The sequence below is a fragment of the Idiomarina sp. HB genome, from assembly GCF_048059115.1.
GTDB classification, from domain to species: domain Bacteria; phylum Pseudomonadota; class Gammaproteobacteria; order Enterobacterales; family Alteromonadaceae; genus Idiomarina; species Idiomarina abyssalis.
In genome coordinates this window covers 116768-139108 of sequence record NZ_JAYLVU010000003.1, presented here as the reverse complement: position 1 = coordinate 139108, position 22341 = coordinate 116768, and the positions used below count along the sequence as shown (strand labels likewise).

The 22341-nt window shown below is 47.8% G+C and carries 22 protein-coding genes; 17 read left to right on the top strand and 5 right to left on the bottom strand.

Annotated elements, in window-relative coordinates; genetic code table 11:
• Positions 1-12: 12 nt before the first annotated feature.
• Both hslO and hslR read right to left on the bottom strand, forming a co-directional pair.
• Entirely contained in the window at positions 13-837 is an 825-nt protein-coding gene (gene hslO, locus VBY75_RS09990) for an Hsp33 family molecular chaperone HslO (RefSeq protein ID WP_222235699.1), read from the bottom strand.
• A gap of 29 nt (positions 838-866) precedes the next feature.
• Complete coding sequence (gene hslR, locus VBY75_RS09985) at positions 867-1268, bottom strand: ribosome-associated heat shock protein Hsp15 (RefSeq protein ID WP_222235698.1); 402 nt, start codon at positions 1266-1268, stop codon at positions 867-869.
• A gap of 150 nt (positions 1269-1418) precedes the next feature.
• On the opposite strand from hslR, the gene gspC reads away from it, so the two are divergent.
• The 13 genes from gspC (at position 1419) to VBY75_RS09920 (ending at position 13511) form a co-directional block, all read left to right on the top strand.
• Entirely contained in the window at positions 1419-2309 is an 891-nt protein-coding gene (gene gspC, locus VBY75_RS09980) for a type II secretion system protein GspC (RefSeq protein ID WP_416512284.1), read from the top strand.
• Between the two features lies 1 nt (position 2310).
• Entirely contained in the window at positions 2311-4401 is a 2091-nt protein-coding gene (gspD, locus tag VBY75_RS09975; RefSeq protein WP_054489315.1) for a type II secretion system secretin GspD, read from the top strand.
• Positions 4394-5878, top strand: a complete 1485-nt coding sequence (gspE, locus tag VBY75_RS09970; protein ID WP_416512281.1) for a type II secretion system ATPase GspE — start codon at positions 4394-4396, stop codon at positions 5876-5878. Before gspD ends, gspE begins: the two co-directional genes overlap by 8 nt.
• Before the next feature lie 3 nt (positions 5879-5881).
• On the top strand, positions 5882-7108 hold the full coding sequence (gene gspF / locus VBY75_RS09965) for a type II secretion system inner membrane protein GspF (RefSeq protein WP_054489312.1): 1227 nt from the start codon (positions 5882-5884) through the stop codon (positions 7106-7108).
• A gap of 2 nt (positions 7109-7110) precedes the next feature.
• The gene (gene gspG, locus VBY75_RS09960; protein ID WP_054489310.1) at positions 7111-7548 is read left to right on the top strand and encodes a type II secretion system major pseudopilin GspG; all 438 of its coding nucleotides are present in this window, start codon (positions 7111-7113) and stop codon (positions 7546-7548) included.
• Positions 7523-8089 carry a type II secretion system minor pseudopilin GspH gene (gene gspH, locus VBY75_RS09955; RefSeq protein WP_278355846.1) on the top strand — a complete coding sequence of 189 codons (567 nt, stop codon included), beginning with the start codon at positions 7523-7525 and terminating at the stop codon, positions 8087-8089. The genes gspG and gspH overlap by 26 nt, the downstream gene beginning before the upstream one ends.
• A 2-nt stretch (positions 8090-8091) precedes the next feature.
• Positions 8092-8484, top strand: coding sequence for a type II secretion system minor pseudopilin GspI (gene gspI / locus VBY75_RS09950; protein ID WP_278355847.1), 393 nt, complete (start codon positions 8092-8094; stop codon positions 8482-8484).
• Positions 8474-9157, top strand: a complete 684-nt coding sequence (gene gspJ / locus VBY75_RS09945; RefSeq protein ID WP_278355848.1) for a type II secretion system minor pseudopilin GspJ — start codon at positions 8474-8476, stop codon at positions 9155-9157. Before gspI ends, gspJ begins: the two co-directional genes overlap by 11 nt.
• Positions 9147-10133, top strand: a complete 987-nt coding sequence (gspK, locus tag VBY75_RS09940) for a type II secretion system minor pseudopilin GspK (protein WP_278355849.1) — start codon at positions 9147-9149, stop codon at positions 10131-10133. The genes gspJ and gspK overlap by 11 nt, the downstream gene beginning before the upstream one ends.
• Before the next feature lie 3 nt (positions 10134-10136).
• Positions 10137-11357 carry a type II secretion system protein GspL gene (gene gspL, locus VBY75_RS09935; RefSeq protein WP_278355850.1) on the top strand — a complete coding sequence of 407 codons (1221 nt, stop codon included), beginning with the start codon at positions 10137-10139 and terminating at the stop codon, positions 11355-11357.
• Positions 11354-11872: a type II secretion system protein GspM gene (gspM, locus tag VBY75_RS09930; protein WP_222235693.1), complete on the top strand. Its 519-nt coding sequence runs from the start codon at positions 11354-11356 to the stop codon at positions 11870-11872. The genes gspL and gspM overlap by 4 nt, the downstream gene beginning before the upstream one ends.
• A complete protein-coding gene (locus VBY75_RS09925; protein ID WP_278355851.1) occupies positions 11869-12615 on the top strand; it encodes a type II secretion system protein N in 747 nt (248 codons plus the stop codon). Before gspM ends, VBY75_RS09925 begins: the two co-directional genes overlap by 4 nt.
• Positions 12616-12692: 77 nt before the next feature.
• On the top strand, positions 12693-13511 hold the full coding sequence (locus VBY75_RS09920) for a mechanosensitive ion channel domain-containing protein (protein ID WP_278355852.1): 819 nt from the start codon (positions 12693-12695) through the stop codon (positions 13509-13511).
• 53 nt (positions 13512-13564) lie between these two features.
• Here the strand turns inward: VBY75_RS09920 and VBY75_RS09915 are convergent, their stop codons facing one another.
• A complete protein-coding gene (locus tag VBY75_RS09915) occupies positions 13565-14833 on the bottom strand; it encodes an O-acetylhomoserine aminocarboxypropyltransferase/cysteine synthase family protein (protein WP_278355853.1) in 1269 nt (422 codons plus the stop codon).
• Positions 14830-15738 carry an alpha/beta fold hydrolase gene (locus tag VBY75_RS09910; RefSeq protein WP_416512275.1) on the bottom strand — a complete coding sequence of 303 codons (909 nt, stop codon included), beginning with the start codon at positions 15736-15738 and terminating at the stop codon, positions 14830-14832. Before VBY75_RS09910 ends, VBY75_RS09915 begins: the two co-directional genes overlap by 4 nt.
• Before the next feature lie 154 nt (positions 15739-15892).
• Between VBY75_RS09910 and xseA the strand changes: the two genes are divergently transcribed.
• From xseA to VBY75_RS09895, 3 genes are all read left to right on the top strand, one after another.
• Complete coding sequence (xseA, locus tag VBY75_RS09905) at positions 15893-17203, top strand: exodeoxyribonuclease VII large subunit (protein WP_278357936.1); 1311 nt, start codon at positions 15893-15895, stop codon at positions 17201-17203.
• Positions 17204-17278: 75 nt separating this feature from the next.
• Positions 17279-18586, top strand: coding sequence for an alkaline phosphatase (locus VBY75_RS09900; RefSeq protein WP_222235688.1), 1308 nt, complete (start codon positions 17279-17281; stop codon positions 18584-18586).
• 65 nt (positions 18587-18651) lie between these two features.
• Positions 18652-18999, top strand: coding sequence for a DUF4870 family protein (locus VBY75_RS09895; protein WP_054489284.1), 348 nt, complete (start codon positions 18652-18654; stop codon positions 18997-18999).
• A 46-nt stretch (positions 19000-19045) separates the two neighbouring features.
• On the opposite strand, the gene VBY75_RS09890 is transcribed toward VBY75_RS09895, so the two are convergent.
• Positions 19046-20218, bottom strand: coding sequence for a DcaP family trimeric outer membrane transporter (locus tag VBY75_RS09890; protein WP_416512271.1), 1173 nt, complete (start codon positions 20216-20218; stop codon positions 19046-19048).
• A 182-nt stretch (positions 20219-20400) separates the two neighbouring features.
• Here VBY75_RS09890 and acs point away from each other — a divergent pair, with 182 nt between their 5' ends.
• Complete coding sequence (gene acs, locus VBY75_RS09885) at positions 20401-22341, top strand: acetate--CoA ligase (RefSeq protein WP_416512269.1); 1941 nt, start codon at positions 20401-20403, stop codon at positions 22339-22341.

Genomic DNA, 22341 nt, shown 5'->3' with positions numbered 1-22341 from the left:
CTTCTTTATTGATTAATTGAAGTCTGAAGGCGCAAAGCGATATTCCGTCAGGCAATAATCGCAAGTCATGACAATTTCACCCTCCTGCGCCAAAATTTCCTGAATTTCTTCAGGGCTTACTGACGCCAAAGCTTCTAATGTTCGTTCACGCGAACAACCACAAACAAAGCTGACACCTTGTGATGGGTACAGATGGACTTTTTCTTCGTGATAAAGGCGATGCAACAACTCTTCAGCAGGCAAGGTATAAATTTCTTTTGCCGTAATAGTGTCGGTCAGAGTTGCCAGGTGCTCAAAGCCGCTTAAGTCCTTTCCGGTAGCGGGTAAGCGCTGCAGTAACATGCCGGCAGCATGCTCGCCGTCGGCGTATAACCAGACCCGGGTGTGCAGCTGTTCTGACTGTTCAAAGTAGTTTTCCAGCATGGTGGCAATTGAGTCGGCGTCTGCACTTACGACACCCTGATAGCGCTCACCGGTATCCGGCGTTAAAGTGATAACAAGCTGTCCTTTGCCTATCATTGAGCGCAGATCTGTAGCTCCAAGCTCGCTTTTTAAGCGTGCAATGCCCCGGAGTTCCTGATTATGGTTACCATTAACTGCAATAAAATTAAGTGGTCCATCACCCTGAAGCTGAACGGCTATGTGGCCGTTAAATTTTAATGTTGCCGTCAGTAAGGATACTGCCGCCATCATCTGCCCCAGTAACTCCTGAACCGGTGCCGGGTAATCGTGACCACGAATTAAGGTTTGGTAACTGCTGGTCAACTGAACGAGTTCACCGCGCACATCGTGCTCTTCAAAGGTGTAACGTGACAATTGATCAGTTGGGTATTCCATGGGCACTCCTATTTATCGATGACAGGGGCTTACTCGCCGCTATCTTTCATTCTGATAAGTTGACGGCGCTGTTTCTTATCCGGCCGTCCTTCCGGGTGCGGATTATACAACGCATTAAGCTTTCTTGCTTCAGCATTTTGTTCGCGCTTTTCAACGCTTTCTGCGGTTTCCTGATAGAGCAGCTGAGCTTCACTTGCGCCGCGACGTTGCTCACTTAAAGCCATTACTTCCACTTCTTTGGTATCAAAGCCCTGGCGCAAAGTAATAACAGCACCCACCTGTACAATTTTTGAAGGCTTGCTACGCTGTCCCTCATAATGTACTTTGCCTGACTGAACCATTTGCCGGGCAAGTGCTCTGGTCTTATAAAACCGGGCTGCCCATAGCCATTTATCAAGGCGAATAGAGTTCTCTTTTCGATTTCTTGTCATAAAAACGCAACGAATTCGTTATAAACTTTGTGTTAATCGATTGTTGACTCATGTTGCCTGCGCTAGAATGCATGAATCGTCTTTTGTCAGTGTAACAAGAATAAGAATAAAGTGACTGTCCGACTCAAACAAATATTTACAGATCCTCAAATGTGGCGCAGATTAATGCAGGCGCTCACGGCATTCGCGTGGTTTTTGGTCGCAGTACTACTGGCGCGTTTTACCTGGTCTTTAATTAATCCGGCAGAACCGGAGGGGACTGCGGTTCTGCCTAAAGTGACGGTTGACGTTGCGGACAACCGGAATACTGACTTAAGTAGCTTAAAATCATTAAACTTATTCGGTGCCGCTGAGCGAAATGACCGTTCAACGAATACCCGTAACGCACCAAAAACATCATTAAACGTGCGCTTAATTGGGGTTTCTGCCAGCTCTAATCCAGAGCGTTCAGCCGCTATTATCCAGCAAGGAACTAAGCAACAAACCTATGTTATTGGTGAGAACCTTGGTAGCTCATCTGTCACTGTTGAAGAAATTCATGCTGACCGTGTCATTCTTGATAATAACGGACGTTTAGAAACTCTTGAAATGGAAGACATTGGCGAAGATAGACCGGCACTGTCGCTGGTTATTGATGGTTCAGGAAATGGTGACGGGGCTTTGGTCCCGGAAGATGACGAAGGTTCTAATGCTGATGAAAGCAACTTGCCAGACGATGCGAGTGTTGAGGAGCAGTTGGCTCAGGTTGCCAATAACCCATCTTCTCTACTGGATTACGTGAGTATTTCACCGGTGCAGGTGAATGGTGAACTCAAAGGGTATAAATTAAATTCGGGTAAAAACCCTGAATTGTTTCGAGACGCAGGTTTTCAAAACGGTGACTTAGCAGTAGCCATTAATGGCTATGACCTGACCGATATGGAGCAAGCAATGCTGGCCAGTCAGGAACTCTCAGAGCAAAAGCAAGTCAGTATCGAAATTGAGCGCGACGGTGAACGCATGGAGCTGTCGTTTGAGCTACCGGTAAAACAGGATAATTAATATGAACGTGGCAAAGAGTGGCTTAAAAGCATGGCTGGGAGCCTTAGGGATAACTTTAACCCTTATGAGCTCGCCATTAAGCAGCGAAGAGTATGCCGCTAGTTTCAAAAATACCGACATCAACGAATTCATTCAGGTGGTTGGACGTAACCTCGAGAAGACCATCATTATCGATCCAAACGTCAGAGGCAAAATTGATGTCCGCAGCTACGATGTCATGAATGAAGAGCAGTACTATCAGTTTTTCCTGAATGTGCTTGAAGTTTATGGTTTTGCCGTTGTCGAGATGGAATCTGGCGTGTTGAAAGTGATTCGTGACAAAGACGCAAAAACCTCGTCTCTGCCTGTGTTGGACAGAGATACCCGCGGCTCGGGCGACACTATGGTAACTCGTGTTGTGCCGGTAGAGAACGTATCAGTGCGTGAGTTGGCTCCTTTGCTTCGCCAGTTGAATGATCAAAGCGGGGGCGGCATGGTCGTCAGCTATGACCCTTCTAACGTGATTATGATGACCGGCCGTTCAGAAACGGTGCAACGTTTAGTCGAGATTATTGAGCGAGTGGATCAGGCCGGCGATCAGGATGTTGACATGGTCAGCCTGGAATATGCTTCTGCGAGTGAAATAGTGCGCATTGCTCAGTCGCTTTATGAAAAAAATAATGAGGGTGTGCCAGCGTTATTGATCCCGAAAATTGTTGCCGATGAGCGCAGTAACAGTGTCATTGTGAGTGGTGAGCCTCGTGCCCGCTCTCGCGTAGTGAAACTGATTAAACAACTGGACCAGGACTTAAAAACCGAAGGAAACACACGGGTTTTCTATTTGAAATATGCCAAAGCTCCCGAGGTTGTTGAAGTATTAAAGAATGTTAGTAGCTCTATTCAGGCGGAAGTAGAGCAGCAAACAAGCACCGGAAATAACAGTCAGCGTCGCCGTAGCAGCGGTAATGAAACGGTTAGTATCAGCCCGCACGAACCGACTAACTCGGTTGTTATTACAGCGCAAAAAGACATGCTGGCGTCACTGGAAAAGGTGATTCGGGAGTTAGATATTCGCCGCGCCCAAGTTCAGGTTGAAGCCATTATTGTCGAAATTATGGAAGGCGATAGCGTTGATTTTGGAGTGCAATGGATTAGCGAAGATGGCGGCATGGTGCAGTACAACAATGGTAATCAGGTTCCCATTGGCAGTTTGGCGGCAGGGGCTTATCAGGCTCGTGAAAGGCCAGGAACCACCACCACTCGTATAACGGACGGCGGTGTCGAAGTTACGACGACAGAACCCGACGAGCCAGGCGATATTTCGTTGTTGGCGAATTTACTCGGATCGGTAAACGGGATGATGTTCGGTACAATTCAGAATGATTGGGCTGCTGTCGTACAGGCCGTCACTCAGGATACTCGTTCCAATATTCTGGCAACGCCCAGCATTGTCACAGTGGACAACGAGGAAGCAAGTTTTCTGGTTGGTCAGGAAGTACCGACTATTAGCGGCTCAACTACTGGCGATAACAATGACAACCCATTCCAGACAGTTGACCGCACCGAGATAGGTATCAAATTAAAAGTTACCCCTCAGATTAACGAAGGGGATGCTGTGCAAATGACCATTGAGCAGGAAGTTTCCAGCTTGAGCGGTGCTACAGCGGTTGACGTTATTATTAATAAACGTGAACTGAAAACGACAGTGATGGCTGACGATGGCGAAACCATCGTACTTGGCGGTCTGATTGATGAAGACGTGCAGGAGTCGGTATCCAAAGTTCCTCTATTGGGTGATATTCCTATTTTGGGTAAGTTATTCAGTTCAACATCAACTTCTAAGCAAAAGCGAAATTTGATGGTGTTTATTCGCCCGACAATTGTGCGTGACGGCAACCGTATGCGAGATTTGAGCTCGGCCAAGTACAACTACATCAGGGCTTTGCAACTGGATGAACGCTCACGCGGCATTTCATTGATGCCAACTGAGGAAACGCCTTTACTTAATGACTGGGACAACAAACTGACATTACCTCCGGGATTTGATGAGTATCTGGAGAAGAAGGGTAAGGAAAGCAGCGACGACAAAAACAATGAGTCGACAAATGACTGAAGCTAGTGCCATTGCAACAACCCGCCTGCCTTTTGGCTTCGCTAAGCGTTTTGGCGTAGTCGTGGAGCATGGCGAACCCATGATTCTGCATTGTCGCGCCGGTATTTCTGCTGCAGCACTAAAAGAAGTAAGGCGTGCGATGGGGCAGCCGGTAACCATAAAAGAGCACGCCGCCAGTGACTTTGAAAGCCTGTTAACTCGTGCTTATCAACGTGACTCATCCGAAGCCAAACAGCTGATGGAAGATATTGGCAACGAGTCGGACCTATTTTCACTGGCTGATGAGTTACCGCAAACGGAAGACTTGCTGGAAAGTGAAGACGACGCGCCTATTATTAAGCTCATTAACGCTATGCTGAGTGAGGCGATAAAGGAAGGGGCTTCTGATATTCATATCGAAACCTTCGAGAAAGCCTTATTAATTCGTTTCCGTATTGATGGTGTATTGCGTGAAGTGCTGCGTCCAAACCGCAAGTTGTCGTCGCTGCTGGTGTCACGAATAAAGGTTATGGCGCAGCTGGATATCGCTGAAAAGCGGGTGCCTCAGGATGGCCGTATCTCATTATTAATTGCAGGCAGGGCGGTAGATGTTCGTGTTTCGACCATGCCGTCGAACCATGGCGAACGGGTGGTACTGCGTTTATTGGATAAAAACAACGCGCGGCTCAATTTAACTGAACTGGGAATGACTGACGAGAACCGGAAAATTTTCCAGGAACTGATTTATAAACCGCACGGTATTATTTTGGTGACTGGCCCTACGGGGTCGGGTAAAAGTACGACCTTGTATGCAGGCCTTAGCGAGATCAACTCAAAAGACCGTAACATTCTGACCGTAGAAGATCCGATAGAATACGCTATTGATGGCATTGGTCAGACTCAGGTTAACCCTCGTGTTGATATGACTTTCGCTCGCGGACTTCGTGCTATTTTGCGTCAGGACCCTGATGTTGTAATGGTCGGGGAAATACGAGACGTTGAAACGGCACAAATTGCAGTCCAGGCGTCCTTAACGGGTCACCTGGTACTTTCTACTTTGCACACCAACACCGCTGCAGGTGCTATTACCCGTCTGGAAGACATGGGCGTTGAACCGTTTCTGCTGTCCTCCAGCTTGCTGGCTGTGTTGTCCCAGCGTTTGGTGCGAACACTTTGTACTGAGTGCAAACAGCCGCATGAGCCAGACGAAGAAGAAAAAAATATGCTGGGGCTCAGTGCCTCAGATAACAGCGTAATTTATCGGGCCGGTAGCTGCGAACGTTGTAATCATACGGGTTACCGTGGGCGGACCGGTATTCATGAATTACTGGTTGTCGATGATCATGTGCGTGAGTTAGTGCATAACGGGCACGGTGAGCAGTCTATTGAAAAGTACATTAGACAGTCGACTCCGGGCATTCGTCAGGATGGTCTGGCAAAAGTACTGAAAGGCAAAACAACGCTGGAAGAAGTGCTGCGGGTTACCCGCGAGGAGTAAAGGGTGGCAGCATTTGAATACCAGGCTGTTGAAGCTAACGGCAGAAAGAAAAAAGGGGTTTTAGAAGCTGACACTGAGCGTCAGGTGCGCCAGTTGCTGCGAGAGCAGGGCTTAATGCCATTGAGCATAGCCCCCGCAGCTGATCAGGACAGAAAGAAAACCTTAACGCCGCGTTTCGGCTTGCCTCAACGTAAAGTTAAAGCTCAGGATTTAGCACTTATAACCCGTCAGTTGTCTACGCTGGTGGGTTCTGCACTTCCTATTGAACAGGCACTGCTGGCTGTTGCGGATCAAACCGAGAAGCCACGACTTAAAAAGCTGCTAATGTCAGTAAGAAGTAAAGTCGTTGAAGGTTACGGGCTGGCCGAAGCCATGTCTGAGTTTCCCGGGGTATTTGACTCCTTATATACAGCCATGGTGGCTGCCGGGGAAAAGTCCGGGCATTTAGACACCGTACTGGATGAACTGGCGAACTATACCGAGCAGCGGCAGCACATGAAAAGCCAGTTGACTCAGGCGCTTATCTATCCGCTCATGCTGACTTTGGTTGCAGTTGGTATTGTTGTCTTTCTGTTGGTGTCTATTGTGCCGCAGATAGTGGATAACTTCTCTACTATGGGACAGGAATTGCCCCCTACAACACTGGCGATGATAGCCATAAGTGAGTTCTTGCAGAACTGGGGGCTGTGGTTGTTAATAGCTATCGCCTTAGTTTTGGTGGCTTTTAATCAGTGGCTGCGAAACGAAAAAAACCGCCTGAAATATCATCGTCGACTGTTAAAACTTCCTATGCTGGGTAAGGTCATAAGAGGGGTGAGTACGGCGCGTTTTGCCAGAACACTCAGTATTTTGACTTCTTCTGCTGTTCCGCTGCTTGACGGCTTGCGCATTACATCGTCAGTGATAGGCAATTTAGCCATACGGCAGGCTGTCGATGAAGCTGCTGACCGTGTGCGCGAGGGCTCTTCAATGCGAGGTGCGCTGCAGGAAACCGGGTTATTTCCACCTATGATGCTGCATATGATAGCGGCTGGGGAGAAGTCAGGTGAACTGGAGCAGATGCTGAAACGCTCGGCAGATAACCAGGATAAAGAGTTTGAGAATTTGGTATCGGTCAGTTTAAAGGTATTCGAGCCGGTGCTCATTGTGACTATGGCCGGTATCGTATTCTTTATTGTGCTGTCTATCATTCAACCCATTTTACAATTAAATAATAGTGTAGGGCTTTAGCTATGAGACGTAATCAATCAGGTTTTTCATTAGTCGAAGTAATGGTCGTTATTGCCATTATCGGTATTCTGGCGACTATGGTGCTACCCAATGTTCTGGGCAATCAGGAAAAAGCGAATGAACAAAAAGTTATCGCTGACATTGTTGCTTTAGAAAATGCATTGGCACAGTATCACCTCGACAACGGCATGTTCCCAACGACTGAGCAAGGTCTTGAAGCTTTAGTCAACGAACCAAACTTAGATCCTCAGCCGCGCAGTTATCGTCGTGGTGGTTATATCCGCCGGTTACCACAAGACCCTTATGGTAATGACTATCTGTTATTGAACCCGGGCCAGTATGACGACGTTGATATTTTCTCGCCGGGTCCCGATGGGCAGCCGGGCACTGATGATGACTTCGGCAGCTGGATGATTGGCAACAACGACCGTGATCAATAAGCGTCGTCAATTTGGTTTTACCTTAATTGAAGTCATGCTGGTGATGGCCATCCTGGGCCTTATCGCCAGCGCTGTTGTGTTTACCCTGCCAGGCGGTGAGCGTGGCGGAGATTCTCCTCATAACGCTGCTGTTGCGTTACGTCAGCAGCTTAACTACGCACGCGAATATGCCATGGTCAGGCAGCAACCTGTTGGTCTCAAGTTTCATGAGGACGGATATCGTTTTTTATTCTGGCAGGACGAACAATGGAAAGAGAAGAATCCTCGCGGTTTGCGGGCCCAGAAGACCGAATGGCCAATGCGCTGGGAGTTTACCAGTCGGGGTATAGCCATAGTTGAGCAAAGTGAGTCCCTAGAGAGTGGCCTATTCGCGGACGACAGTGACGATGACAGTCTGGTTCCCGATATTCTGATTCTTCCAAGCGGCGAGATGACATTGTTTAGTGTTCATATCGAGCATTTAAACGAGCCTGAAGCGGAACGCTGGCTGATTGCACAAAACAGTTGGTTAATCAGTATCTCCGAAGAGGCTCCGGAGTAGTTATGCGGCTAATGCGAGGGTTTACATTAATTGAAGTGATGGTCGCTTTATCGGTTTTTAGTCTGGCCGCTTTGGCGGCGTTACAAGCGGCCAGTGGACATTTGACCGGGTTAAGTGCCCTGCAGGATAAAACCTTCGCACAGTATGTGGCCTCTAACCGTCTGGCTGAGCTTTCTATTGAAAACAACTGGCCGCTGGAAAACGGGCGAAAAGGCCAGCAAGAACAAGCTGACATTACCTGGTACTGGCAACAACAAGTGACCGAAACCGTAACGCCAAATGTGGTTGCGGTAACGATAAAAGTGATGAAGAGCGAAAACGGCCGTGAATACTTTCGGCTAACCCGTTACGTGCGTAAACCGGATTCAGCGGTGGAGTCTCGCAATGGTCGCTAACTCTGCAAACAGAGGGTTCACCTTAGTTGAGGTGTTGGTCACCATGGTGATATTCGCCATCATCGGTATTGCGAGTTTTCAAGTGCTGAACCAAATGGTCAGCACAGAAGAGCAATCGCAGAAACAACGTGATCAGCTAGAGCGTTTGCAGTTTAGTCAGTTGCTGATGCAGCAGGATATTCGCCAAATGGTCGCTAAACCGACGCGGCCATCGGCTATGGAAGTTACGCATCAGTATTTAAGTAACGACCCAAGATACTTTGAATCAGACGGCGGCGTGTTGGCGTTTGTCAGAAGTGGTTTTGATAACCCCGGCTATATTCTGCCGCGCAGCGAATTGCAGCCTGTGGTTTACCGCCTATGGGAGGGTGACTTACAGCGCGTTACGGAGACATTTGTTAATGATCGCTCATCAGAGCCGTCAATTCAGACGTTATTAGAAGATGTGAATGAACTCTCTTTTCGGTTTTATCGCAGTGAAGCGGGGAGTCGCTCGAGTCGAGACACAGAAAAGGGCTGGAGCGATAGCTGGGAGAGTGCAGGTGACTTACCTCAGGCGGTTGAAGTTACCATTGGCAGTGAAAACTTTGGCACCATTAGGCGGGTGTTTCTGATTGCTGGCGTTGGTCAGTTAGCAGTTGATGACTCTGAGGGGGATCGAGGTGCCAACTAACTTAATCCGGTCGTCACAAAAGGGAGCGGCACTGATAACCGTCCTGCTGGTCATTGCTTTAGTATCGGTTATTGCCGTCAATTTAGGTGGCAAACTACAGTTGCAAATAACCCGTATGGGAAATCTGCAACAAGCTGAGCAGGGCTACTGGATGTGGCTAAGCGCCGAAGATGTTTTAAAAGAAGTGCTTAAAACAGAGCTCGATGAGAATGATGGTGTCGCCCATAGTGAACAAAACTGGGCGGGTCGCAATGGGCCTTTCCCTGTCGAGGGCGGCCAAATCGCCGCACGAGTAAATGACTTGTACAGCTGCTTTAATCTAAACAGCTTGAGTGCTGACGCGGAAGATCCAGGCACACTGGAAAAGCGCAAACGCCAATATAAAGCCTTGTTACAGGCATTAGATATTGATAATTATCAGGCCGAAATTTTGACCGACAGTCTGGTAGACTGGATAGATGAAGATAGTGAGTTATCGGGAAGCAATGGTGCAGAAGACCCAGACTACGAAAGCTTACCTAAGCCCTACCTCGCGGCAAATAGTCACTTGCTGGACTTGAGTGAGCTAAGAATGGTACGTGGTTACAGTGCTAAAATTGTTAATAAACTGAAGCCCGTTGTTTGTGTTATTCCTAATGAATCTGAATTAAAAATAAATATTAATACACTGGAACAAGAGCAGGCGGCGGTACTGACGGGCGTGACAGAAGGTAAGTTATCAATTGCTGATGCTATGTCGCTTTTGGCTAATAGGCCGGAGCAGGGCTACGAGTCGGATGAAGAGTTAACCGAATTAGCTGAGCTTGAAAATGTTCGTTCTGAACTGGAAAGTGACCTTTCAGAGCTGACGGTAAAAAGCGAGTATTTCCAGCTGGTTGCGATGATCCAGTGGGGTGAGATAGAGATGAGAGCGCGCTCGGTATTACATTTAAACCAAGGTCGAGTACAGACATTGTACCGGGCGATGGGAGATTAGTTTATGCAAGAAACACTGATTCTGCGTTTGCCAGCTTACGGTACGAATGAACCCATACCCTGGCTGGTTTGGCATAAAAATCAGCAGGAGTTAATTGCCAGCGGTAGCCTGAACTCAGTCGATGAGCTTTCTCAGCTCAAAGACAAAGCAGGCCGCTGCGAGGTTATTGTTGCCTTGCCGGGGCAGGATGTTTTTATGACAAAGGTAACACTGCCGGCAGGCACTAAGAGACACCTGCAGCGCATTATTCCTTATGCACTGGAAGAAGAGCTGGCAAGTGACATAGAACAGCTGCATTTCTCCTGGCCGGACGTAAAAGGAACGGAATTACCTGTCGGCGTAGTCGCAAAAGAGCGAATGGATGAATGGCTAAAACTGCTTTTAGAGGCCGGTATTGACGCTCCTTACTGGGTGCCTGATTGTTTCCTGCTTCCGTATCAGGAAGGTGTATGGCAGGCAATAGAGCTTGGTGACAGCGTTATTGTCAGAACGGGAGCCTGGGAAGGTTTTACCGTTGAAAAGGAACAGTTTGCAGAGTTAGCACCGGCTCTTGCTTCAGAGCAGGAAAACCCAACCGAAATTGTTCACTACGGTGAGTTAAACTGGCCTCAGTCTCCGGCACCTTTAACCGCCGCCGATATCGAAGTGCCTTTTACTATTGCGGTGCAAAGTCTTGAAACGGGTAATAAGCTTAACTTAAGGCAGGGAAACTATCGTTCACACAGAGCTAAACGTTCAGTAGAGCTTCCCTGGCAGGCTTTTGCCACAGCCGCAAGTGTACTTTTTGTCTTGGCTATTGTGTTAAATGGTGTGCGTTACTGGCAGCTAAATTCACAAAGCGAAACGTTGAAAGCTCAGGCTGAGCAACTTTATCGGGATGCATTTCCAGGTAATACCCGAATTGTGAATTTGAAAGTTCAATTGCAACGACAGCTAGACGGACTGGGTCTTGGTAATTCAGGCCAGGTATCAGTGCTTGCTGTTCTGCAGCAATTAGAACCGGCATTTAAGTCTCAACCTGACTTGCAGCTTGAGCTGTTGCGGTTTCAGAATAACGAATTGCGGTTGCAGGCAACGGCTAAAAGTTTTTCCCAGTTTGAATCTTTCCAGCAGGCTGCGAGAGCAGAAGGCTTAGATATTGAAGCCGGCTCAATGAGTAACCGCGGAGAGACGGTATCGGGCGCATTGACGGTGCAAGTTGAAAGTGGAGGGGCTCAGTCATGAACGGACTCAAACGCTACTTAAAGCCTTATCTGGATTTGGGCGCCCAACGCTGGCGCCAGTTTAATCAACGTGAGAAGACGTTGCTGTCTGTATTAGGCGGCGTGCTTTTTATTGCTTTACTGTATTTCGCTGTGTGGCAACCCAGTGCTCAGGCAGTGGCTAATGCCGAGCGCAAGTTAGAGGCTCAACAGCAGCAGTACCAGTGGGTACAGCAAGCTATCGCACGTTATAAAAAGTTAGAGGGTAAAACCGGACAACGGGAAAGCGCGTCTGGTTCAGTGAGTCAACGCATTAACCGTGCTGCTGCAGCGCAAGATATCCAAATAGCGCGTTTGCAGCCTCAGGGTCAGGACTATTTATTGACCGTGGATGAAGTGTCTTTCTCTGACCTGGTAAGTTTTTTGGCTGAATTAGAGCAGCGCCAGCAGTTAGTATTGACGTCGGTCGATATTGCAAAATTGAATGCACCCGGACAAGTTAGGCTCCGTAAATTGTTAGTAAGAGAGGCTTCATGAATCTAAAGCGCTGGATACCCTGGTTAGTTGTCGTGTATCTGGTTGCCATGCTGGTTATGTTACCGGCACGAGTGGTTTACTGGTTTCCGCTACCGGATAACATCCGGATATCTCAGGTGAGTGGTAGCTTATGGCAGGGGACTGCCGGGCAGGTGGCTGTTGATGACATAGTACTGAGTAATCTGGCGTGGGACTGGCAAGTCTCGTCTGTGTTGCTGGGCGAGCTTGTGGTGGATGTTAATCTTCCTCAGAACAACAACCCTTTTGCGTTGAACGGTCAACTGCTGGCCGGCTCAACAAAGGTTGGCGCGAAGAATGTAACAGCCAGAGGTGATGTCAACGCGCTATTGCAGCTGGTTGGTACTCGCTTACCGCTAAAAACGGGTGGTCACTGGCGCTTGTCGCTGGACAGCTTTGTGGTCACTGCGCCCGGGCCTGTGCGTTGGTGTGACGAGCTGCAGGGGCAGGCACGAGGAGAACAAATACGCGTATTGGTCAATAACCAATGGCAGTCTCTGGGGGATTTCCCGGTTGAACTCGGCTGTAGTGATAATAACACCGTTACGCTTGCTATGGACGGAAATAATAGTCTGGGGCTGAACTTTAACGGCAGTATTAATAGCCAAAGCTTTAATGCTCAGGGAACGGTTAAACCGACACCAAGAACACCTGAAGGTTTAGCTAGAATGATGGAGTATATGGGGAAACCTGACTCTCAGGGACGTTACTCCTTCCGGTTGTGATCTGACTTGCAGGTCAGTCCGTTTACAATTACTGTAATTAATAACTCGTTTAAGCCTCTGCCTAATAAGGAATTTGTATGGATAACATCGTTCAGTGGATTAATGATAACCAGGATATGCTGATCGGTTTCTCGATTAAGTTTGTTATCGCTATTGCGATACTCATTATCGGTAAAATGGTTGCGAATACTGTTACCGGTGTAATGACCAAGAACATGCGTAAGCGCGAAGTAGACGGTGCAGTCATCAGTTTTGTGGGTGCGATTCTGAAAACGGTAATATTCATTGCCGCTATTATGATGGCGTTGTCACACGTTGGTGTTGAAACCACTTCCTTTATTGCTATTTTAGGTGCGGCAGGTTTGGCCATTGGCCTTGCTCTGCAGGGGTCTTTGTCAAACATTGCATCGGGCGTTTTACTGATTATGTTCCGTCCTATTCGTGCCGGCGAATATGTAGACGCTGGTGGTGTTTCAGGAACGGTTGAACAAATTAATATTTTTCAGACGATAATGAAAACGCCGGACCGTAAGGTGGTTTTTGTTCCTAACTCTGAAATTATTGGCGGCCCAATCGTCAACTATAACCGCGAAGAGTTGCGCCGTATCGATTTAGTGATTGGTGTTAGTTACAGTGCTAACTTACAGCAAACGAAAAAAGCACTGATGGATGTTATTACCAGTGATGAGCGTGTACTAAAAGATCCTGAACCCGTGGTTACGGTAACTAACCTAGGAAACTCTTCGGTCGACTTTAACGTGCGTCCGTGGACAAAAAATGAAGATTACTGGCCGACCCGCTGGGATCTTCTGGAACGTATTAAAGACCGTCTGGATGAAGAGGGTATTGGCATTCCGTTTCCCCAAATGGACGTTCACCTGAAAAAAGAAGACTAACTTTTTGTTTGTTTAAAAAGGCCACTATTAAAGTGGCCTTTTTTTGTACTTAATTAACTCAAAGCTTGTGAGATATCAGCAATAATATCTTCCACATTTTCAATACCCACACATAAGCGTATGGCTTCAGGTTTTACGCCAACCGAGGCTTGCTCTTCCGTTGATAGCTGACGGTGGGTTGTTGATGCAGGGTGGCAGGCCAGTGACTTGGCATCACCGATATTGACCAGACGCTTAAACAGTTTCAGCTTGTCATAAAAAGTCACACCGGCATCGTAGCCACCCTTAACACCAAAGGTTAGTAGCGAAGCCGGTACTGCATTCTTAATGTATTTCTTTGCCAGCCCGTGATTCCGGTGTTCTGGTAAAGCTGCAAAGTTAACCCACTCTACCTGAGGGTGTGCTTGTAAATATTCAGCCACTTTTAATGCGTTTTCACAATGGCGTTCAATGCGTAAAGCCAGAGTCTCAAGCCCCTGCAATAGCAGAAAGGCGTTAAACGGTGATAAACAGGCACCGGTATTACGCAGCGCAACGGTTCGCACTCGTGCTATAAATGCGGCGGGGCCAAAAGCATCAGTATAAACCACGCCATGATAGGCGGGCTCGGGTGAGCTAAACTGAGGGAAACGCTGTTTTTCCTGAGCCCAGTCGAAACGACCACCGTCAACAATTAGACCGCCAACCGAATTGCCGTGACCACCGATGTATTTCGTGAGCGAGTGAACAACAATATCGGCACCGAAATCAACAGGCTTGCAGAGTATGGGGGTTGCGACTGTATTATCAACGACCAAAGGTACCCCATGTTTATGTGCAATCTGAGCATACCCTTCTAAGTCGGCGATGTTACCGGCAGGATTGCCGATACTTTCGCAGTAAACCGCTTTGGTTTTACTATCAATAAGCTTCGCTATATCTTCAGGCTTGTCGGAGTCGGCGAAACGCACCTCAATACCAAATGATGGCAGCATATGACGGAATAGCGTATAAGTTCCGCCGTAAAGCTGTGGTGTAGTGACAATATTGTCGCCCTGACTGGCCAAAGTAATGAGAGCATATTCAATAGCAGCCATGCCTGACCCCACGGCAAGTGCTGCAACACCGTGCTCCAGTTCTGCCACGCGTTTTTCCAGAACATCGTTGGTCGGGTTCATAATGCGCGAGTAGATATTTCCTTCAACCGCTAAATCAAACAGGTCGGCGCCGTGCTGAGCGTTATCAAACTCGTATGACACCGTTTGATAAATGGGCGTTGCTACCGACTTGGTTGTTGGGTCGGTTTCATAGCCATGATGTATGGCCAGTGTTTCGTCTTTCATGCGGACTCCAGTTGAGATTCAGTTAAAAAATGCGTTAAAGCCGATTGGTATTGTTCGACATTTTTAATAAAACCATCGTGACCAAAAGGTGTTTCAATGGTGACTCGACCTGTGTGATTAGGGAGTAATTGCTCCAGCTCCGTGACCAGACTTGGAGGCGCAATAGCATCATTATGAAAGTCTATAAGTTGTACCTTTGCCTGAACCCTGGTTGGATCAATGCTGTAGTCATTCAGTATTGGCGTTAGGTGTGTGAACAGGCTGCGACAGTTATTACCGTTTTGTTTTAACAGCTTTTCTCCCTGATACAGAAGATACTCAAACGCATCGTCGGCGTGGTTAAACCGTTGCTCGAACTCTTCAGCGGTACGGTAACTCAGCATGGCCAGGGCCCGGGCGAGAATAATTCCGGACTGGTCATCACCGCAGCGCTGAATCAATGCTTGTTGAAAATAGCGCAACAGGGCGGAATGAACAGAAGGCTTATGAGCGGCTCCAATAGCTTTCAGATGAGTTAATTCCGTTGGGTGGTCAGCAGCAAACTGAAGCCCCAAAACACCACCAAAGGATCCGCCAACCCAGGCTTGCAGATCAATGGTTTCATCTCGTAGTGCCTGACGTATGGCCTCACTGTGCTGTTGAACCGTTAAAGGAATAGCAGGGCAGTCAGAACCTCCCAACCCGCCAAAGTAATCAAAGCTAATGACTTGTACATCATCGAGATCAGAAAATACCGGGTGAAGTGACTGCCACCAACCGCTTTTATCTGGCTTCCATAGTCTACCGCTGGCGCTGATGCCCCCTTGTACAACAATTGCAGGCGCGTCGGCATCGCCATAACGGTAGCCTTTGATGCGTCCGAAGGAGGTCTCTTTGTAAAAACTGCGGGCAACTGGCTGAACCATAGCTAACCTCACGTTGATGAACCATTCCCCGACTGTAATAAATGGATATAAAGCCGTCAAGACATTTAGACGTCTAAATGTAATTGAGCTTATTTTGATATCCGTTGAGTGTGGTATGATTTCGCTATTAACTTTAAAGAAAAGAGTGACGTTCATGGTGTATTCGGTCAGCCAGTTAAACATTGAGATTCGGCAACTGTTAGAGCAGGGGTTTGGGCAAATTAGTCTGGTTGGAGAAATCTCAAATTTTGCGGCACCGGGCTCCGGACATTGGTACTTCACTTTGAAAGATGAGCGTGCTCAGGTTCGTTGCGCTATGTTCCGCAATGCCAATCAACGCGCTAAAGTTCGACCGCAAAATGGTATGCAGGTATTGGTACGGGCCAAAGTCACGGTTTATGAGCCGCGCGGCGACTATCAACTGATTATTGAACAGGTGGAAGATGCCGGGCAGGGTCTATTACAGCAACGCTATGAGCAATTAAAGGAAAAGCTTTCAGCCGAGGGGCTGTTTGCGCCTGAACGCAAGCGGGTACTGCCCGATCATATTCATAAAGTGGGTGTGCTGACGTCGCCAACGGGTGCTGCAATAAAAGACATATTAGCTGTCATGAAGCGTCGCGACCCTAGCGTTGAAGTCATTATTTATCCTAGTGCCGTTCAGGGTGAAGCGGCGGTACCGCAGTTGCAGGCCATGCTGAAAACCGCTTTTGAACGTAATGAAGTGGATGTGCTTTTAGTCAGCCGTGGTGGTGGTTCACTGGAAGATTTATGGTGCTTCAACGATGAGAATTTTGCGCGTCTTTTGGCCACGGCACCCATGCCAACTATTAGCGCGGTCGGTCATGAAATTGACTTCACCATCTCTGACTTTGTTGCGGATGTCAGAGCTCCGACGCCGTCGGCGGCTGCCGAGCTGGTAACTCGCGACCAGCAGCAACAGCAACAAAAAGCTCAGGCTCTGCAAAAACGCTTAGCTCTGGCCCAACAAAGACTACTGCAGCGTTTAAAGCAGCGCTGGCAGTTTCTGCAGACTCGTCTTCAGCAGCAGCACCCGCAACGTCAGCTGCAACAACAATCACAATTGGCTGATGAATTGCAGGCTCGAGCCAGCCGTGCACTGCAGAATCGATTAGCACGTCAGCAACAGCGGGTTTCTTACCTGCAAGGCCGATTACAGGCGGTTCACCCGCAAAAGGAGCTACAGCGTTTACACGAAAAGTTGAATCATCAGCAACAGCGTCTGCCATTAGTCATGCAACGGTTGTTAAAAGAGAACAGGGCCCGGCAGCAGCAGTTAATGCAGTCGTTAAACCTGGTTAGCCCGCTCAACACACTGGAACGTGGCTACGCAATTGTCCGCACCGAGAGCGGTGACGTTGTTCGCAGCGAGAAACAGGTGAACATTGGCAGCACAATAGAGGTTAGGCTGGCCGACGGAAGCATTACCGCTAAACGGCAATGATCCTGAGTTTATTGTCATATTCCTGACATCCTGGCTTTGTTATACTGCGCAAGTTATTCAAAAAGGAGTCGTGGTATGAAACTCAAAGCATTAGTGGCTGGTATTGGACTGGCTTTCGCATCCTCTATGGTGCATGCAGAAGAACAGAAGCCAAATATTATTTATATTATTGGCGACGGTATGGGGTTTGAATTTATTACAGCCTACCGTTATGCCATGTCCGATTTAGACAGTAAAACCATTGCTAAAACCGAGTTTGACGCCATGCTGAAAGGCGCGGCAACAACCTATCCAGATGATGATACCTGGGTGACCGATTCGGCAGCCGGTGCAACGGCCCTTGCAACAGGGGTTAAAAGTTACAACGGTGCTATTGGCGTTGACGCTGACAAGTATCCTTTGCAGACAATGATGGAGCTGGCACGTGAGAGCGGTTGGTCAACGGGCTCGGTATCGACTTCGCAAGTGAACCATGCCACGCCTGCGTCCTTCTTTACTCACCACCCATCGCGCTACGAGTACAACCAAATAGCGGATAAAATTGCGACTCAGGTGGTTGAGGGTGAAGCTTCTTTTGATGTCATGTTAGGTGGTGGACAAAGCTACTTTGACCGTGATGATAAGAACTGGCTGGATATTTTACCGGAACATGGGATGCAAATTGTAACCGACATGGAGCAGTTGGAGTCAGTCGATACGGCACCAGTAATGGGACTTTTTGCTGAGAAAGGTTTGCCTTATGCCATTGATGGTGATGTTGATGCTCTGGCAAATATGACACGCACGGCTTTACGTTTGTTGGATAAAAAGCAGCAGCCTTTCGCGCTAATGATTGAAGGCAGTGAAATAGACTGGTGTGGCCACGCCAATGATATTGCTTGTGCTGTGCACGAAATGGACGGTCTGAACCGGGCACTGCAAGTTGTTCGTGAGTACCGCGAGAATAACCCGAATACTTTGATTGTTATGACGGCAGACCACTCGACCGGTGGGCTGACTATTGGGCGAGATGGCGAGTATGCCTGGTATTCTGATCGCGTTATGCAAATTGAAAGCTCAATTGCGCATATGAGTGAAGAAATGCTGAGCATGGACTCTGATAATTGGCCGGAGTACGTTGCGGACAAAGTCAACTTTGAACTCACTCAGGACTATATCGATGAACTCGCTATCGCCGCTGAAGAAGAGGGCGAAGCGCGGGAAGACAGCCTACACCAGGCACTGGTTTATATAACGGCTGATATTACCGGTACCGGCTGGACAACCAGCGGACATACGGGTGTTGATGTTCCTGTGTTTGCCGCCGGTCCTTACAGTGAAAACTTCGGTGGCTATATGGATAACACCGATATTGGTAAAGCACTGATTGAGATTGTTCGTTAAAAGTAGTTAAATCGGTAGTTGTTGATGATGCAGTTTGGGATAAAACAACAATAAGAGGAAACCTTATGACAATGGAAGTGAACTCAGAACATCAGGAACAACTAAAGAAAATGGCACTTGTTGGGTATATTTTATATGCCCTGAGTCTCATTATTCCTTTTGCGTCGATTGCCGCTGTTATTTTAGCTTACTTAAAGCGTAGTGAAGCCCGTGGAACTTGGGTGGAAAGTCACTTTAACTGGTTAATTAAAACCTTCTGGGTAGGCGTTATTGGAACAATCATTGGTATTATACTGTTGTTTGTTGTGATCGGTTATTTAGTGCTACTGGCGGTTACCATATGGGTTATTTACCGTGTAATCCGTGGTTGGCTGGCGCTGTCAGAAAACAAACCTGTTATTGCTGACATTTAATAAAGAAAGATGTGTAGCCTGACATAAATGTCAGGCTACGCGGTCTTTAGAATTTATACATCGCCATAAGTTGAAGGCGGTTTAAGTCACCGTCTACACTAGCTTCCGTTTCACGATTTGCTTTTGAAATCTCTGCACCGAAAGTCAGGTTAGATGCCGGTGAATACATTAAGTTAAACGCAAGGCGTTGAGTGTATTCTGTCATATCGCCTGCCAAAGCCAGTACTTCACCATCGTTATCTGCCCAGCCGCGAGAGTACACCACGTTTGAACGCAGTTTCTCTGACCAGAAGTGGCGATAAGCAAAGGATACACCGGTTGAGTCAATGGCTTCTAACTCACCATTGCTGTCAATATAAGCACCGTTCCAGGTGTTTAGACCTAAATAACGACCTAAACCAGAGCCCGTAGTAACTGATGCGCGGATATCATCCATGCCGAAGGTGTATTTAGCGCCAAAGCTGACACCGTAACCAAAGGTGGTTTCATCATCGCCAGTTTGACTGACATCGTAAGTTAATTGGCGTAAAAGTGCGGAAGCCTGCCAGGTTAAGTTGTCGGTTTTACCGGTATATTTAAAGGTTACGTCCGGTGAAAAACCGTCACTGGAAATAATACGACCGCCACCAACCGGTGTTACGGTTGTTTCAGGGTTTTCAATTGAGGCGCTAAAGCCGCCGGAGGTGTAGCGAATTTGTGCCTGACGGTTGAAGATAATGCCGTCGGTGATGCCGATAAAGTCGACGGATTCAGCCAGAATGTTTAGGTCCTGAAAGTTAGACCAGGTTTGACCAAAAGTCCATTTCCCATATTTTAAAAATGCGTGACGTAGACGCGGATTATAAGAGTTTGAAATACGTTGGTCACCGTCAGGGGTCAACATAAAATCCATTTCGATATGGCCGGTCAGCGTTTCGCCATTATCTAACTCAGTGTCGGTGGTAAGGAAAAAACGCGACTGACGTGCGTGAAAATCGGTGACCATGTCGTCGCCTTCACCACCCACAGGGGTTAGGCTTGGAATATACTGTTGCCGAGCGATACTGCCGCTTGAAGGTGCCTGACCATCGGTGTAGTCCGATACAATCATGTCCAGTTTAACAAAACCACCAAAATCGATGTCAGTTTCGTTTGCCTGAGCTCCTAAGCTCATAACACCGAGTACGGCAGCGCTTGCTGCTGATACGGTGAATTTCTTTGCGATACTTGCTTTAGCCATGGTGTTCTCCCCTGTAAGCCAAGTGTTCGTTTTGATCGTGCATTTTATTGTTATGCCAAAGATAAACGCTGTTAATTCTCGTTAACTGGTCAATTTTTATCAATCTAGACTATGGTCTAATAGTGTTTAAGCCCTTTAAAACGTACAACAGATACCATCTTGCGAATAAGGAGGAAGAGGTAATGTCGCAACTGTATTCAGTTCCTGAACATATCAAAGCTAAAGCCAAAATCGATAATGACGGTTATAAGAAACTTTACCAACAGTCAGTAGACGATCCTGAAGGTTTCTGGAGTGAACACGGACAGCGAATTACTTGGTTCACACCTTACACCAAAGTTAAAAATACCAGTTTCGAACCGGGTAAAGTCAGTGTTAAGTGGTACGAAGACGGCACTTTAAACGCCTGTTACAACTGTGTCGACCGTCACCTTGCTGATAAAGCCGATAAAACAGCGATTATCTGGGAAGGCGACGACCCTAGTGTAGACAAACACATCACCTACCGCGAGCTACATAAAGAGGTATCCCGTTTTGCTAATGGCCTGAAAAAACTAGGTATAAGCAAAGGTGACCGCGTTGCTATTTACATGCCAATGGTGCCGGAAGCGGCTTATGCCATGTTGGCTTGTGCGCGCATTGGTGCGGTTCACTCGGTTATCTTCGGTGGGTTCTCACCAAACGCCATTGCTGACCGTATTAACGACTGTCAGGCAAAAGCCATTATTACCGCGGATGAAGGTCGTCGTGGCGGCAGTACCATTGGTCTGAAAGCCAATGTGGATAAAGCTTTGTCGGACGGCGCCTGCCCTTCGTTAGAGCACAGCATTGTGTGCCGTGTAACTGAAGGTGATGTCGACTGGACTGAGGGTCGTGACGTTTGGTGGCATGAACTGGTTGGTAACGTCAGTGACGAATGTCAGGCAGAAGTGATGAACGCCGAAGACCCGCTATTCATTCTTTATACCTCGGGTTCAACCGGCAAGCCTAAGGGCGTGGTGCATACTACCGGTGGTTATATGGTGTACGCATCCATGACCCACGAGTATGTTTTTGACTATCAGGAAGATGAAGTCTACTGGTGTGCCGCGGACGTTGGTTGGATCACTGGTCACTCGTACATTGTTTACGGACCGTTAGCGAACGGTGCGACGACCCTGATGTTTGAAGGTGTTCCTACCTACCCGGGTGTTGGTCGTATTGGTGAAATTGTTGATAAACATAAAGTGAACATTCTTTATACGGCACCAACAGCTATTCGTACGTTAATGGCAAAAGGTGACGAGGCAGCGAAAACCTCGACCCGCGAAAGCTTACGTATTTTGGGCAGTGTTGGTGAACCGATTAACCCGGAAGCCTGGGAGTGGTATCACCGCGCTATTGGTAACGGTAAATGCCCAATTATGGATACCTGGTGGCAAACGGAGAACGGTGGTATTTTGATTACTCCACTGCCGGGAGCCACGGATTTGAAGCCGGGTTCTGCCACTCGTCCTTTCTTCGGTATTCAGCCGGCATTAGTCGACAGCGAAGGCAACCTTCAGGAAGGCGAAGCGGAAGGTGGTCTGGTGATTAAAGACTCCTGGCCAGGTCAAATGCGGACACTGTGGGGTGACCACGAGCGCTTTGAGCAAACCTATTTCTCTACCTTTAAAGGTATGTACTTCAGTGGCGACGGCGCACGCCGTGATGCTGATGGTTACTACTGGATAACCGGTCGCATGGATGACGTTCTGAATGTGTCAGGACACCGCCTGGGTACCGCTGAAATTGAAAGTGCGCTGGTAGCACATAAGTCTGTGGCGGAAGCGGCCGTTGTTGGCTATCCGCATGACTTAAAAGGTCAGGGTATTTATGTGTATGTAACACCCGTTGAAGGTGTTGAGGTAACCGATGAGTTGACCAAAGAAGTTCGTAACTGGGTTCGCTCTGAATTAAGCCCAATTGCAACGCCTGATTTGATTCACTGGACGACTGGTTTGCCTAAAACACGTTCGGGTAAGATCATGCGTCGCATTTTGCGTAAGATTGCTGCGAATGAGTATGAAAACCTCGGTGACACCTCTACGCTTGCTGATCCAAGTGTGGTAGATTCATTGATAGAAAATAGAATGAATAAATAA